Origin of the sequence: Actinomyces mediterranea (genome assembly GCF_900155595.1) — a bacterium.
In the GTDB taxonomy this organism is placed as follows: Bacteria; Actinomycetota; Actinomycetes; order Actinomycetales; family Actinomycetaceae; genus Pauljensenia; species Pauljensenia mediterranea.
Map to the genome: position 1 here is coordinate 374455 of NZ_FTPB01000004.1, position 15046 is coordinate 389500.

Annotated in this window: 9 protein-coding genes; 4 read left to right on the top strand and 5 right to left on the bottom strand. The window is 63.9% G+C overall.

All coding sequences use genetic code 11. The annotated features are described in order from the left end of the window. Positions 1-132: 132 nt before the first annotated feature. Positions 133-1017 (bottom strand): endonuclease domain-containing protein, encoded by an 885-nt coding sequence (locus BQ7471_RS11110; protein ID WP_129583367.1) that lies wholly within the window; start codon positions 1015-1017, stop codon positions 133-135. Positions 1018-1360: 343 nt separating this feature from the next. Between BQ7471_RS11110 and uvrB the strand changes: the two genes are divergently transcribed. The 3 genes from uvrB (at position 1361) to BQ7471_RS05765 (ending at position 7079) form a co-directional block, all read left to right on the top strand. After that, positions 1361-3436: an excinuclease ABC subunit UvrB gene (gene uvrB / locus BQ7471_RS05755; protein ID WP_076464877.1), complete on the top strand. Its 2076-nt coding sequence runs from the start codon at positions 1361-1363 to the stop codon at positions 3434-3436. 208 nt (positions 3437-3644) lie between these two features. Next, a complete protein-coding gene (locus BQ7471_RS05760) occupies positions 3645-4661 on the top strand; it encodes a TerC family protein (protein ID WP_076464878.1) in 1017 nt (338 codons plus the stop codon). Between the two features lie 48 nt (positions 4662-4709). After that, on the top strand, positions 4710-7079 hold the full coding sequence (locus BQ7471_RS05765) for an HAD-IC family P-type ATPase (protein ID WP_076466199.1): 2370 nt from the start codon (positions 4710-4712) through the stop codon (positions 7077-7079). A 23-nt stretch (positions 7080-7102) separates the two neighbouring features. On the opposite strand, the gene BQ7471_RS05770 is transcribed toward BQ7471_RS05765, so the two are convergent. Continuing rightward, complete coding sequence (locus BQ7471_RS05770) at positions 7103-7378, bottom strand: YciI family protein (protein WP_076464880.1); 276 nt, start codon at positions 7376-7378, stop codon at positions 7103-7105. A gap of 144 nt (positions 7379-7522) precedes the next feature. Here BQ7471_RS05770 and uvrA point away from each other — a divergent pair, with 144 nt between their 5' ends. Beyond that, complete coding sequence (gene uvrA, locus BQ7471_RS05775; protein ID WP_076464881.1) at positions 7523-10384, top strand: excinuclease ABC subunit UvrA; 2862 nt, start codon at positions 7523-7525, stop codon at positions 10382-10384. Between the two features lie 69 nt (positions 10385-10453). Here the strand turns inward: uvrA and BQ7471_RS05780 are convergent, their stop codons facing one another. From BQ7471_RS05780 to BQ7471_RS05790, 3 genes are read right to left on the bottom strand one after another with little or no spacing between them, the layout of a single operon-like run. Then, on the bottom strand, positions 10454-11161 hold the full coding sequence (locus BQ7471_RS05780; RefSeq protein WP_076464883.1) for an SDR family oxidoreductase: 708 nt from the start codon (positions 11159-11161) through the stop codon (positions 10454-10456). Further along, the gene (locus tag BQ7471_RS05785) at positions 11158-13080 is read right to left on the bottom strand and encodes an AMP-dependent synthetase/ligase (protein WP_076464885.1); all 1923 of its coding nucleotides are present in this window, start codon (positions 13078-13080) and stop codon (positions 11158-11160) included. The genes BQ7471_RS05780 and BQ7471_RS05785 overlap by 4 nt, the downstream gene beginning before the upstream one ends. Further along, positions 13077-14897 carry an AMP-dependent synthetase/ligase gene (locus BQ7471_RS05790; RefSeq protein WP_076464886.1) on the bottom strand — a complete coding sequence of 607 codons (1821 nt, stop codon included), beginning with the start codon at positions 14895-14897 and terminating at the stop codon, positions 13077-13079. The genes BQ7471_RS05785 and BQ7471_RS05790 overlap by 4 nt, the downstream gene beginning before the upstream one ends. Positions 14898-15046: the final 149 nt, after the last annotated feature.

Here is a 15046-nt window from a genome sequence, read left to right on the forward strand (position 1 = left end):
CCCGAGTCGTCGTTCTCGAGGGTGCCTCGGGCGTTGGAAAGACGCGGATGATTCAAGAGGTGTACGAACGAGTCCGTCGCGGCGATTCGCAGTGGCCGCCAATACGGGACCCCGCTCGGATCGCGAGCGGGGTCAGCGCACACTGGTGCGAACCCAGGATCTGAAATCTCCCCGTAGAGGACGCGGATGGTCCGGGTAACGGTCTAACAGTTCACGAACCAGCGGTGCGGTGCGCTCCTGCAGGGCGTGGTCGTAGGTGACTCGGACAACGACATACCCGCGTTCCATCAAGCGCAGATCCCGTTCCCTGTCGGTGTGCCACTGGGAGAGGTCCGCATGCTGTTGCCCATCCGTCTCCACAACCAGCCACCCGGCCACGAGCATATCCACCTCGCCGACGCTGTCGATGAGGACGGCAGTCTCAACCTCTATGCCCGCATCTTCAAGTTGCAGTCGGACCACGGTCTCCAACGGTGAGCGAACCCCGGTTCGGGATCTGCGAAGTGCTTCACGAACCTTCGGCAGAAACGGCCCGCCGCCGGGAATGACGATGCCGTCGAGTGGCATCAGATTCTTGTGACGGACATGGTCCAGAGCTGCGACGGCTCCCAGACGCGACTCGTGGCGTACGAGGTGATTGACAGTCGTGCGCACAGACGCCAGCCACGGGCAGTCCGGATCTGCGAACAGTGGGAAGCGCTCGCGATGGACGACTACTCCGGAGGAGCGCGCCGCGGTGGGAGGGCGACCGTGTGTATGAGGTACCGCGAGGTCAATGGCGGCAGGGGCATCGATGAGCGGGAGGTTGTGACGCGCGGCGGCATATCGACCGGTGAGCAGGGCACCGGACAATGCCGCGATCCTGTCCGGTCCCTCGGCAAGAGGAGAGACGAGCAATCCCTGCTTTTGGTGAACTCCACGCTTTCGGCAGTACGACCGGACATTGGGGAAGAGCGCTTCCAACTCCGACAGGCGTGCGATGCCGTGATGGTGGTGCAGGTATTCCTCGAGGTCCATGGATTCTGAGATAGTCGATTGCCTCCGGGGTTTCAATCACGAAAAACGAACCTGTGGATTGGCGCATACGGCAGCCGCTCGGCTGTGGATGGTGCTTGACGGTCATCTGGCGCGAAGGGTACTCGGGCACAACGTCGAGACTGCACACACTCACGTACATCTGCATTATGCGCGACTCGTGCCGATTCCATCGTTCTCGCACGTCAAGTCATGTTGCCGCCCGTACCCTTCGTCGCGAACGATGACAGCGGAGGAGTAGTGTGTGTGCAGTTGAGACGGACGCCTCGAACACCTGTGCGGTTCCGCGCTGTCGGAGCGGACATGGTCGACTACCGTTGAGAGCGTGAGTGAGCGACCAGTCCTGCGTCAAGAGAACCCCTTCGAGGTCATCTCCGAATACACGCCATCTGGCGACCAGCCCACCGCCATCAAGGAACTGGCGGAGAGACTGCGCAATGGCGAACAGGACATCGTCCTCCTGGGCGCCACCGGCACCGGCAAGTCCGCGACGACCGCGTGGCTCATTGAAGAAGTTCAGCGCCCCGCGCTCGTCATCGAGCCGAATAAGACGCTCGCCGCACAGCTCGCTGCAGAGTTCCGCGAACTGCTGCCCAATAACGCAGTCGAGTACTTCGTGTCCTACTACGACTACTACCAGCCCGAGGCGTACATTCCCCAGACGGACACCTACATCGAGAAAGACTCATCTATCAACGACGAAGTCGAGCGCCTGCGCCACAGCGCGACGAACAACCTGCTCACCCGCCGCGATACAGTCGTCGTCGCCTCCGTTTCCTGCATCTACGGCCTGGGCACTCCGGAGGAATACGTCGCGCGGATGGTGGAACTTGAACGCGGCATGATGATCGACCGGGACACCCTGCTGCGCTCGTTTATCAACATGCAATACGTCCGAAACGACCTCGCCTTCACCCGGGGTACCTTCCGCGTACGCGGGGACACTATCGAAATCATCCCCGTCTATGAGGAACTCGCGATCCGCATCGAGATGTTCGGCGACGAGATCGAATCCCTCTCCGTGCTCCACCCCCTCACCGGAGACGTCATCAACGACGTCGACCACGTCTACCTCTTCCCTGCCTCCCACTACGTCGCGGGGGAGGAGCGCATGAAACGCGCACTCGCATCAATCGAAGAGGAACTCGCCGAAAGGCTCGCCTGGTTCGAATCCCAGGGCAAACTCCTCGAAGCCCAGCGACTGCGCATGCGCACCACTTACGACCTCGAAATGCTCCGCGAGATCGGCTCATGCGCGGGCGTGGAGAACTACTCGCGCCACATCGACGGACGAGGCCCGGGCACGCCCCCGCACACCCTCCTCGACTACTTCGCCGACGACTTCCTGCTCATCATCGACGAATCCCATGTGACGGTCCCGCAGATCGGCGCCATGTTCGAGGGCGACATGTCGCGCAAGCGGACCCTCGTCGACCATGGCTTCCGCCTCCCCTCGGCGATGGACAACCGTCCCCTCAAGTGGGACGAATTCATTGAGAGGATCGGGCAGACCGTGTACCTGTCCGCCACTCCCGGCGACTACGAGCTTTCCCGCTCCGACGGGGTCGTCGAACAGATCATCCGCCCCACCGGCCTCGTCGACCCGAAGATCGTCGTCAAACCGACCCTCGGTCAAGTCGATGACCTCCTCGAACAGATACAGACACGGGTCGCAGCCAGCGAGAGGGTCCTCGTGACGACCCTGACGAAGAAGATGGCGGAAGACCTCACGACCTACCTCGCAGAAAGGGGAGTGCGCGTCGAATACCTGCACTCCGATGTTGACACGCTGCGGCGCGTGGAGTTGCTGCGCGAACTGCGCCAGGGGGCATTCGATGTCCTCGTCGGCATCAATCTACTGCGCGAGGGCCTCGACTTGCCCGAAGTGTCCCTCGTGTCCATCCTCGACGCCGACAAAGAAGGGTTCTTGCGCTCGACCCGCTCCCTCATCCAGACGATTGGGCGCGCAGCGCGCAATGTGTCGGGAGAGGTTCACATGTACGCCGACACGATCACCGACTCCATGCAGGCGGCGATCAGCGAAACCCAGCGGCGTAGGGAACTGCAGATCGCCTTCAACACCGAGCACGGCATCGACCCGACGCCGTTGCGCAAGAAGATCGCAGACGTCACCGACATGCTGGCGCGCGAACAGATCGACACACAGTCCCTCCTCGAGGGCGGATACCGCCGTGAGGCGTCCTGCTCCTCCAGGCAGGCGGCTCGAAGCGGGCGCGAACTCGGAGCACAGGCCGAGGCCGACCTCGCCATCCTCATCGAGGACCTCTCTGCGCAGATGACGGCGGCGGCCGCCGATCTGCAATTTGAACTTGCGGCGCGTCTGAGAGACGAGATCTCCGACCTCAAAAAAGAGCTGCGGCAGATGAGGGCGGCCCATTGACGGAGTGCCGAGGCGGAGAATCCGCCTTCTCAGAAGGCGGTGTCATGGGACATCGCAGTGCATTGCCGTCTAGAATGGGTGTCGAGGGGAGTAATCCCGCAAAGCGCTGATTCGTCACCACGGCGTTGAGAACCATCGCTCGGATCAGCCGCCCTACGGGTGGGAAGAGACCTCGCTTTGTTGCGCTACCTCAGAGAGGCTCCCTTCCGTGCATGTTCACGCCCTCGGCTGGTTCGGTCTGGCCGTCGCAATCCTCGCGCTCATCACCATCGACATCGTCGGCCACGTCCGCAAACCCCATGCGCCGAGTCTCAAAGAGGCGATGAAATGGTCGATCGGTTACATCCTCCTCGGCCTCGCATTCGGCCTCATCATTTGGATCGTGTACGGCGGCCAGTACGCCGGTGAATACTATGCCGGATTCTTGACGGAGAAGGCCCTGTCCCTCGACAACCTTTTCGTCTTCATCATCATCATGACCTCGTTCAGGGTCCCCAGGAGCTTCCAGCAGAAGGCGCTGCTGTCGGGCATCATTATCGCCCTCGTCCTGCGCCTCGTGTTCATCCTCGTCGGCGCCGCACTCATCGAGCGCTTCAGCGCGGTATTCTTCATCTTCGGCGCATGGCTGTTGTGGACCGCATTTTCCCAGGCGAGAGAGGGAATGGCGGATGATGAGCCCGACGATGGGGAGTACCACGAGAACGCCTTCGTGCGGATGGTGCGCCGCGCCTTCCCCGTCACCGATGGCTTCATGGGGCAGAAGTTCTTGCACCGCCACGGCGGCCGCACCTACCTCACGCCGATGCTTCTCGTGGTCTTCGCCCTGGGGACGGCGGACCTTATGTTCGCCTTCGACTCGATCCCCGCGATCTTCGGCCTCACCCGCGAGCCCTACCTGGTGTTCGCGTCGAACGCCTTCGCGCTGCTGGGGCTTCGCCAGCTCTACTTCCTCATCGACGGGCTTCTCGAAAGGCTCGTCTACCTGCACTACGGTCTCGCGGCGATCCTGGCGTTCATTGGCGCCAAACTCATCTTCCATGCGATGCACGAGAATACCCTGCCCTTCCTCAACGGCGGTGAGGGGTATCACTGGGCTCCTGAGATCGGGATCGCTCCATCGCTTGCGTTCATTCTCATTACCATTACGCTGACGGTGGTGGCTTCGCTGCTCAAGTCGCGTTCGCTTCAAGCAGGTGAGACGGGGACAGACACTGCCGCCTCATAATCCGACCGGAAGCCGCTTTGGAGTGATGTGACAACGACGACCACCGACATGATGACGGGTCTGAGCAAACGCGAGGTTGCTGAGCGAGTCGCGAAAGGGCAGACGAACGAAATCGCGCAACGGACATCTCGGTCTTTGGCCTCGATCATCCGGACGAATGTCTTCACCCTCTTCAATGGGATCCTCATCAGTGCCGCCCTCATCGTTCTCGTCGTCGGGCACATTCAGGATGTGGTCTTCGGCGGTGTCATGATCATCAATGCCATCATCGGCATTGTCTCGGAGATCCGCGCCAAGCGGACCCTCGATGCACTTGCGATCGTCGACGCACCGACCGCTACCGTCATACGCGACGGACTGGCGGACGAGATCCCCACCGACGGCGTTGTCCTTGACGACGTCCTCCGTCTCACGCTGGGAACGCAGATCTGCGTCGACGGCATCATCCTCGACAGCTTGGGCCTCGAAGTTGACGAGTCCCTGCTCACGGGCGAATCGAAGCCCGTGAAGAAGAAGGAAGGCGACCAGGTTCTCGCGGGGACCTCCGTCGTCGCGGGGAGCGCACTCATCCGCGCGACTCGAGTCGGAGGGGACTCCTACGCGCAGGACATCGCGCACCGGGCGCGCCAATTCATCCGCACGACCTCCCAGATCCAGCAGAGCATCAACTCCGTGCTCCGGGTCGTGTCCTTCCTGCTCGTGCCCGTCGTCATCGTCACCTTCTGGTCCCAGACGAGGATCGTCGCCGACGGCTCCGACGCCTCCTGGCAATCCGCCATCGTCGTGTCCGTCGCCAGCGTCGTCGGAATGATCCCGCAGGGCCTCGTCCTGCTCACCTCGATGAACTTCGCGATCGGATCGGCGACCCTGGCGCGCCGCGGAGTCCTCATCCAAGAACTGCCCGCAGTCGAGGTGCTCGCCCGCGTCGACTGCCTCTGCGTCGACAAGACGGGCACGCTCACCACCGGCGGCATCCGCGTGCGCACCATCCTCGTCGAGGATGAGGCGGATCGCGGGCGCATTCTCGCGGCGCTCGGCGCGCTGAGCGAGGACAGGACGAATGCGACCGCCCAGGCGATCTGGGACCACTGCGAAGAGCGCGCGGTTGCGCCGGAGCCGACGTGGACGATTCCCTTCTCCTCGGCCCGCAAGTGGTCGGCCTGCGGAACGGGCACGAGTGCGTGGATCCTCGGCGCCCCCGAGATCGTGCGCCAGAACTCGGAGGAGTCGCCCCTCATGAGCAGTGTCGACGAATACGCATCCCTGGGAAACAGGGTCGTCGCCCTCGCCATGGCCTCAATGGACGAGGACGCGCAGGAACTGCCGGAGGAGCGCTCACTCGCCGCCCTCGTCGTCCTCGAAGAGGACCTGCGCTCCGACGCCGCTGAAACCCTCCAATACTTCCGCGCGCAGGGCGTTCACGTGCGCGTCATCTCCGGCGACAACCCAGTCACGGTGAGGGCCCTCGCCGCGCAGGTCGGTTTGCGCGCTCCCGACGGGGGAACACCCAGGGTCTGCGATGCGAGGACGCTGCCCGCAGACACCCTCTCCGACGAATTCCAAGCGATGGTTGAGGACAGCGACGTATTCGGGCGCGTCACACCCGAGCAGAAGCGCGCAATGGTGGAGGCCCTCCAAGCCAAGGGGCATTGCGTCGCAATGACCGGAGACGGCGTCAATGACGCGCTCGCTCTCAAAGACGCTGACCTGGGTATCGCCATGGGCAATGGGGCTCAGGCGACGAAGGCCGTGGCGCAGGTCGTCCTCGTCGATTCGCGCTTCTCCGTTCTACCCGGCGTCGTCGCCGAAGGGCGCCGCATCATTGCGAATATGGAACGGGTGTCCGCGCTCTTCCTCGCGAAGACGACCTATGCGGCGATCCTCGTCATCGCGTGCGCCATCATGGCGTGGAAGTATCCGTTCCTGCCGCGCCACTTCACCTACATCGACGTCTTCACCATCGGCGTCCCCGCGTTCTTCCTGGCGCTCGCCCCGAATGCGCGCCGCTACGTGCCCGGATTCTTACGCCGGACCCTCTCCCTGGCGGTGCCCTCGGGTGCGATTCTCGCCTTCTCCGCGATCCTGTCGTACCGGCTCGTCGGCGGGGAGTCGACGATCGGGAGTACGGCGGCGACGCTCACACTGATGATCGGCGCCGTGTGGCTGCTGTCGATTACCGCGAGGCCCTTCAAAGCGTGGAAGCTCGCATTGCTGGTGACCATGGTCGCCCTCGCGATCGCAGGGATCGCGTTTGGCGTCACGCGCACCTTCTTCGCGCTGGAGTGGCCGTCGAATGGCCAGTGGCTCATCGTTGTCGCCATCGGCGCGACGGCAGGGATGCTCATCGAGTTCTCGCATCGCATCTACTATGCGCGGATGCACGCCAAAGCGCAGAGCGTGGGCGAATCCGCAGACTGAGCGGGGCAACCGCCCTGCCGGGCTCAGAAGCTCCTGATGACGGGGTTCCAGGCGCGGATCGTCCGCTTGAGGATGACACCCGCCTCGAAGAACGGATCCTTGTCGAGGGCGGCCGCCGCCGAGGCCCCATTCGCCGCCTCAACGAGGAGGAGAGCGCCGTCGCCCTCGAGCGGACCGGAGGCGATGATAACGCCCTGGTCCTTCAATGAGGCGAGGAACTCCCGGTGCACCGGGCGCACCTCGGCGATCGTGTCGCTCTGAGCGGTGTCGTAGTCGTAATTCACTGCGAAGTAAGCCATGCATCCACACTATTCCTTCGGCGGCGCCGCCGAAGCGGAACCGATCAAGCGGCTCATCAGGTGGGAGCGATGCGAGTACTCACACTTGCTCCGAAATGGAACACCTGTACGACGAATAGTCGACGACGCGGGTAGGATCGAGGGGTGCACGACTCATTGATCATCTCAGGCGCCCGCGAGCACAATCTCAAGGATGTCCGTCTCGAACTGCCGCGCGACTCCATGATCGTCTTCACCGGCCTCTCCGGCTCCGGGAAGTCCTCACTCGCCTTCGACACGATCTTCGCCGAAGGACAGCGCCGCTACGTCGAATCCCTGTCGTCATACGCGCGCCAATTCCTTGGACAGATGGATAAGCCCGACGTCGACTTCATCGAGGGCCTGTCGCCGGCCGTGTCCATCGACCAGAAATCGACGTCGCGCAACCCCCGATCGACCGTCGGCACCATCACCGAGATCCACGACTACCTGCGACTGCTCTACGCGCGCGCCGGGACCGCCCACTGCCCGCAGTGCGGCGCTCAGATCCAAGCCCAAACGGCGCAGCAGATCGTCGACCGCATCCGCTCCATGCCCGAGGGTACGAGGTTCCAGATCCTGTCCCCGGTGATCCGCGGGCGCAAGGGCGAGTATCAGGATCTCATCGAAGAGCTCAAGACCTCCGGCTATACGAGGGCCGTCATCGATGGGGAACTCGTCCGCCTCGATTCTGCACCGAAGCTGGAAAAGAAACTGCGGCACACGATCGAAGTGGTCATCGACCGCCTCGTCGTGCGCGCCGGAATGCGCCAACGACTCGCCGACTCCGTCGAAACCGCTTTGCGACTATCCGATGGTCTCATCATCGTCGACAATGTTGATCTGCCCGATGATGACTCGGAGCGCCGCAGGCGCTACTCGGAGAAGCGCTCCTGTCCCAATGACCACGTCCTCGCACTCGAAGAGATCGAACCTCGGACCTTCTCCTTCAACGCCCCCTACGGCGCCTGCCCCGAATGCACGGGCCTCGGCTCCAAGCTCGAAGTCGACCCCGAACTGCTCGTCCCCGACGAGGAACTGAGCCTGTCCGAGGGCGCAGTAATCCCGTGGAACTCGAACTTCAAGTACCACTCCCGGTTGCTCGCCTCACTGGGCAAAGAACTCGGCTTTGCGATGAATACGCCGTGGAAGGACCTTCCTGAAGAGGCGCGCCACGCGATTCTCTTCGGTAAGGACTACAAGGTCGAGGTCAAGTTCCGCAACCGCTGGGGCAGGGAGCGCTCCTATACGACCGGCTTCGAGGGGGTCGTCGCCTACATCGAGCGCAAGAGGGAGGAGACCGAGTCGGAGTGGGTGACCGACAAGATGACCTCCTATATGCGTGAGATCCCGTGTCCCGCATGCCGCGGCGCCCGACTGCGCCCGGAAGTCCTCGCCGTAACGATCGGGGGACTGTCCATCGCAGAGTTCTCCGACCTGGCGATCACAGACGCGCGCAGCCGACTGCGCGGCATCGATCTCGATGTGCGGGCGAAGGCCATTGCGGCGCCGATCCTCCAAGAGATCCATGCACGCCTCGACTTCCTCGTCGACGTCGGACTCGGATACCTCACCCTGTCGCGCGGTGCGGGAACCCTGTCGGGCGGGGAGGCTCAGCGCATCCGCCTGGCCACGCAGATCGGCTCCGGCCTCGTCGGCGTCCTCTACGTCCTCGACGAGCCCTCCATAGGCCTTCACCAGCGGGATAACCGCAAACTCATTGAGACCCTCAAGAGGCTGCGAGACCTCGGCAATACCCTCATCGTCGTCGAACATGACGAGGAGACGATGGAGGCGGCCGACTGGATCGTCGACATCGGACCGGGAGCGGGGGAGACCGGCGGCTGGGTCGTCCACTCGGGCCCCCTCGCCGATCTGCTGAAGAACACGAAGTCCATCACCGGCGACTACCTGTCGGGTCGCAGGTCGATCCAGATCCCCACAACCCGTCGACCCGTCGACCCCGACAGGCGCCTGACCGTCAAGGGTGCGCGCGAACACAATCTGCGCGATGTGACGGTCGACTTCCCCCTCGGCTGCTTCGTGGCCGTCACCGGTGTCTCGGGTTCAGGCAAGTCGACCCTCGTCAACTCGATCCTCTACCGGACCCTCGCCTCCCGGCTTAACGGCGCCAGGCTTGTGCCCGGGCGCCACCGCTCGGTTTCCGGCCTCGACACCCTCGACAAGGTCGTCCACGTCGACCAGTCGCCGATCGGGCGAACACCGCGCTCGAATCCCGCGACCTACACCGGCGTGTGGGACGCGATCCGCCAGCTCTTCTCCCAAACGCCCGAGGCGAAGATGCGCGGCTATGGGCCCGGCCGCTTCTCCTTCAATGTGAAGGGCGGCAGGTGCGAGTCCTGCCGCGGCGACGGCACCTTGAAGATCGAGATGAACTTCCTGCCCGACGTGTACGTGCCCTGCGAAGTGTGCCATGGCGCTCGCTACAACCGCGAGACCCTGGAGATCCTGTACAAGGGCAAGTCCGTCGCCGACATTCTCGACATGCCGGTCGTCGAGGCCGCCGAGTTCTTCGCGTCGATTTCAAGGATCGCCCGCCACCTCAACACCCTTGTTGAAGTCGGGCTCGGATACGTGAGACTCGGGCAGGCAGCGACAACCTTGTCGGGCGGCGAGGCGCAGCGCGTCAAACTCGCCTCAGAACTGCAGCGCAGGTCGAAGGGCAAGACCGTCTACGTCCTCGACGAGCCGACGACGGGTCTGCATTCGGAGGACATCCGCAAGCTCCTCATGGTGCTCCAATCCCTCGTCGACAAGGGAAACTCCGTCATCGTCATCGAGCACAACCTCGACGTCATCAAGTCCGCGGATTGGATCATCGACATGGGGCCCGAGGGCGGTGCGAGAGGTGGCCTCGTTGTCGCCGAGGGCACCCCCGAGCAGGTCGCCGAGGCCGAGGGCTCCTACACCGGGCAGTTCCTCAAAAGCGTCCTCGCCAAGAGGCAGAAGGCCGCGAACAGCAGGTAGTGTCCGTAATGGACGATCAGGGAGGTCGATTCCCCATATTCGCAGGTAGAGGATGCCTTCGGGATGTGCCTAGGCCTTCTTCTCCGTCGTCCGCAGGTGGATTTCGTCGACATTCATCGAGGCGGGCATGTCGAGGGCGAGGCGAATACTGCGCGCCACGTCGGCCGGGGCCATGTGCAGGCTCGGGTCATAGGCCGCGCCCGTGGCGGCGGTGAGTTCGCGCTGCATATCCGTGTCGATGCGCCCCGGGTGGACGGACACGACGCGCACGTCGCCCCGTTCGGATTCGCGCAGACAATCGGTCAATGCCTTGAGCGCCCATTTCGACACGGTGTAGGCCGCGTCCTGCGGATAGATGCGCACTCCCGCCCCGGAATTGATCATCACGACCGTCCCGTTGTTCGCCCGCAGACGGGGCAGGAGTCGTGTCGTCAGGTCGGCGACCGCGATGACATTCGTCGACAGCATCGTCTCCCAGTGGGTACGACTCGTCGCCGCCAGTGGCAGGCGCTTGGACATGCCCGCGTTGTTGACGAGGACGCTGAGGCGCCTCAGATGAGGCTCCGCCTCCTTGATGGCGCGGCCAACAGCCGCAGGATCGGTCAGATCCGCGACGAAGGGAGAGGCCGAGGGGAGTTCGGCGACGCGCCGGGCCACAGCCCCGGCATCACGGCCCCCGATGAGCACATGATGATCGTGCGCGAGGGCGTCGGCGATCGCAGAGCCCAGACCGCGAGTGGCTCCGGTGACGAGGGCGACAGGCAGTTCCCCGCTCATGCGCCTTCGCCCTGCGTCGTCCCGTCGGCGTAGAGGGCGTCAACCTCGTGCGCGTAGTCCCGCAGCACCGCGCGCCGCTTGAGCTTGAGCGACGGCGTCAAATACCCGTTCTCCACGGTGAACTCCGCATTGACAATGCGGTAGCGGCGGATCGACTCCGCCCTCGACACCGTGCGGTTCGCCTTCGCGATCGCCCTCTCAAGGGACTGGCGGACGATGGGCAACTCCGCCGCAGCAGCGGGGTCGACCCGCTCCACTCCTTTGGAGGCGAGCCAGATCGGAAGCATCTCCGCATCGAGGGTGATGAGCGCACCGATGTAGGGGCGCTGATCGCCGACGACGATGACGGTTGAAATGAGCGGGTGGGTCTGCAGCGAGTCCTCGAGAACCTCCGGGGAGACGTTCTTACCGCCTGCGGTGACGATGAGTTCCTTCTTGCGGCCGGTGATCCTCAGATGCCCGGTCTCATCAACGGCGCCGAGGTCCCCGGAGTGGAACCAGCCGTCGGCGAAAGCAGCGGCGGTTTCTTCGGGCAGATTGTGGTACCCCTTCGTCACGCACACACCTTTGAGCAGGATCTCCCCGTCGTCTCCGATGCGAACGGTATTACCGGGCCAGGGGAAGCCGACGGAGTCCGGCGGGAAGTCGCTGGGCCATTCGACGGTGATCGGGCCGGTCGTCTCCGACAGGCCGTAGCCCTGCAGGAGGGTCAGTCCGAGCCCCCGGTAGAAGTGCGCAAGATCCGCCGCGAGCGGCGCGCCGCCGCAGATGATCGTGTGAAGGTTCGGGCCGAGCGCAGCCTTCACCTTGCGCAGGGCGATCACGTCGGCGACGCGCATCCTCATGTTCAGCGCGAGGGACGGCCCGGGGGAGCCGGTCTGCGAGGGATCGGGAATGGCGGAAGTGTCCATCGCAGGAGTGCCGACCCGCGAGGAGCGCTCGATCGGGGGCGGAGCGGCGTATGCGGTCGCACGGGACATGTCGCGCGCCTGCGCGGTCGCCCAGGAGAACACGGTCCCCTTGAATCCGCGCCCGGCCTTCGTCGTCGCCGCGTTGTAGACCTTCTCGAGGACGCGGGGCACGACGAGCAGCATCGTCGGCTTGAAAGTTGCGATATCGGAGAGGAGGTTGCGGGTATCGGGGGCGAAAGCGACGCGTCCCTGGCCCGACAGCAGCGCGTACATGACGAAGCGCGCGAGGGAGTGGGCGACGGGTAGGAACAGTAGTGACCGCGACTTAGGGCTGTTGATGAGGCCGGGCAGGAAGTCGAATGCCTGGATGAGGGATTCGATGAAGTTCCCGTGCGTGAGTTCGATGCCCTTCGGCATGCCGGTTGTGCCGGAGGTGTAGATGATGGTGGCGACGTCGTCGAGTGCTCGAAGGTCGCGACGGGCCTCGACTTCGCTGGGGTCGATGGAACGCGCGGCTGCGGCGATCTCTCTTTCCGCACCCTTGTCGAGGGAGAGGATGCGCCGGACGCGGTCGGTGGCGACCGACTTGACGAGGTCGGCCTGCTGGGATGTTGCGGTGATGACGATCGTCACATCGGAGTCGGTGAGGATGTGAGCGATCTGAGCTGCTGAGTCGGTCTCGTAGATGGGGATGGTGACGGCGCCGCAGGTGAGGGCGGCGAGGTCGATGAGCGCCCACTCGTAGGACGTCGGAGCGAGGATCGCGATGTGGTCCCCGGCTTTGACGCCGAGGCCGATGAGGCCGCGCGCCGTGTCATCAATGTGGGCGGCGAAGGCGTTGATCGTCATGGGCGTCCACTCGCCGACGGCATTGCGCCGTTCAATGGCGATCTGTCCGGGGTACTCGCGCGCACGGCGGTGGATCATCTTCGGCAGATTCCACGAGGGATCGGCCTCGCGCGTCGCGGTGTTTTCCCAGGTGCGCGAATCGAGTTGGACCAGGCTCATTTCTTCTTCCCGCCTTCGGCGTACAGGGCGTCGATCTCGTGCGCGTAGTCGCGGATGACTGCCGATCTGCGCAGTTTCATCGACGGCGTCAGGTAACCATTCTCCACCGTGAAGGTTGCATCGATGATGCGGAAGCGCCGAATGGACTCGGCCCTCGACACGGCCTTATTCGCCTTCGCAATCGCCCGCTCGAGGGATTCGCGCACTTGGGGCATCTGTGCCGCGCGGTGAACATCGACCACGGGCAGGCCATGCTTCGCCAGCCACGTCGGCAGCATATCGGAGTCGAGGGTGAAAAGGGCGCCGATGTAGGGGCGAGCCTCTCCGACGACGATGACATTGGCGAGGAGGGGATGCGTGACGAGCGCGTCTTCGAGGACCTCCGGGGAGACGTTCTTGCCGCCTGCGGTGACGATGAGTTCCTTTTTGCGGCCGGTGATGGTAATGCCGTGGCGGCGGTCAACCCGTCCGAGGTCGCCGGTGTGGAACCATTCCGAGGTGAGTACTCGCGCCGTCTCGTCGGGAAGGTTGTGGTAGCCCTTCATCACGGACACGCCCTTGATGAGGATCTCTCCGTCTTTCGCGATTTTCACGCGGTTGCCGGGAAGGACCGGTCCGACGTATCCGCTCGTTCGATCCGACGGCAGCTGGACGGCGATGGGGCCGGTCGTCTCCGACAGGCCGTAGCCCTGGAGCAGGGTGATTCCCGCGCCGGAATAGAACTGGGCGAGGTCGGTGGCCAGGGGCGCGCCGCCGGAGACGATGTATTGAAGATTCGGCCCGAGGATTTGGCGGATCTTCTTCAATACGAGGGTGTCGGCGATCGAGTGGCGCAGCCGCAGGAAGGGCGACGGCCCGAGGAGCCCCTCACCGGCGGCGGAATAGCGTCTGGCCTGCTTGGCCGACCAGGAGAACATCTTCCCCCTGACGCCGGTGCCCGCCTTCGCCGAGGCCGCGTTGTAGACCTTCTCCAGGACGCGCGGTACGACGAGCAGGATGGAGGGTTTGAAGGCTTGGATATCGGGCAGGAGGTTCTTGATATCGGGGGAGAAGCCGACGACCCCGTGCCCCGACAGCACCAGGTGCATGACGAAGCGCGCGAGGACGTGGGCGACGGGCAGGAACAGCAGCAGGCGCGTCGAGTCAGAATCAATGACGTCTCCGAGCACCTGGCGCAGTGCCTTCGCCGTCCCCACGAAGTTCTCATGGGTGAGCATGACGCCCTTGGGGATTCCCGTCGTGCCGGAGGTGTAGATGATGGTGGCAACGTCGTGGGGGCTGAGGACGCTGCGGCGGGCGTCGACCTTATCGATGGTGATGGAACGCGCGGCGGCGGCCACGTGCCTCATCGCGCCACGGTCGAAGGAATCGATCGCTCTGACCGACGGCGTGCGCACGGTGTCAACGAGGTCGGCCTGCTGGCTCGTCTGCGTGAACACAAAGGTAACATTCGCATCGGTGAGGATGTGGCGGATCTGCGCTGCAGAATCGGATTCATAGATGGGGACGGTGATCGCTCCGATCGATAGGAGGCCGAGGTCGAGGAGCATCCACTCATACGAGGTCGATGCGAGGATCGCGACGCAGTCGCCCGGCCGGATGCCGAGGCCGATGAGGCCGCGAGCCGTATCGTCTACCTGGGTCTGCAATGCACCCGCTGTGACGGGAATGGTGGCGCCGACGGGGGAGCGTTGTTCAACGGCAACTTGGTCGGGGCGGTCGAGTGCCCTGTCGCGCAGGAGTGAAGGGATGATGTCGGCGTCCGTGAGAGCGAAGCGCGCCTTCACCGTATATGAGCCGTCACGAAGCTTTTTCATGGGTCCTCCGCTTCACAAGAATCCGCAGTAGTTCAAGACTTTGAGCACTGGTGCTGAGTCTAGCGACTCGGCGCCGTCCGCGAGGCGATGGCGGCGCTGAGGAGCCGACTGCGCGCAGTATCACTTCCCATTGTGCACCGCGCAGCATC

Bases quoted from the DNA above. Each gene is read 5' to 3' on its own strand.
- BQ7471_RS05785 (WP_076464885.1), bottom strand. From the start codon at position 13,080: ATGAGCCTGGTCCAACTCGATTCGCGCACCTGGGAAAACACCGCGACG.
- BQ7471_RS05790 (WP_076464886.1), bottom strand. From the start codon at position 14,897: ATGAAAAAGCTTCGTGACGGCTCATATACGGTGAAGGCGCGCTTCGCT.
- BQ7471_RS05765 (WP_076466199.1), top strand. From the start codon at position 4,710: ATGATGACGGGTCTGAGCAAACGCGAGGTTGCTGAGCGAGTCGCGAAA.
- BQ7471_RS05770 (WP_076464880.1), bottom strand. From the start codon at position 7,378: ATGGCTTACTTCGCAGTGAATTACGACTACGACACCGCTCAGAGCGAC.
- BQ7471_RS11110 (WP_129583367.1), bottom strand. From the start codon at position 1,017: ATGGACCTCGAGGAATACCTGCACCACCATCACGGCATCGCACGCCTG.
- BQ7471_RS05780 (WP_076464883.1), bottom strand. From the start codon at position 11,161: ATGAGCGGGGAACTGCCTGTCGCCCTCGTCACCGGAGCCACTCGCGGT.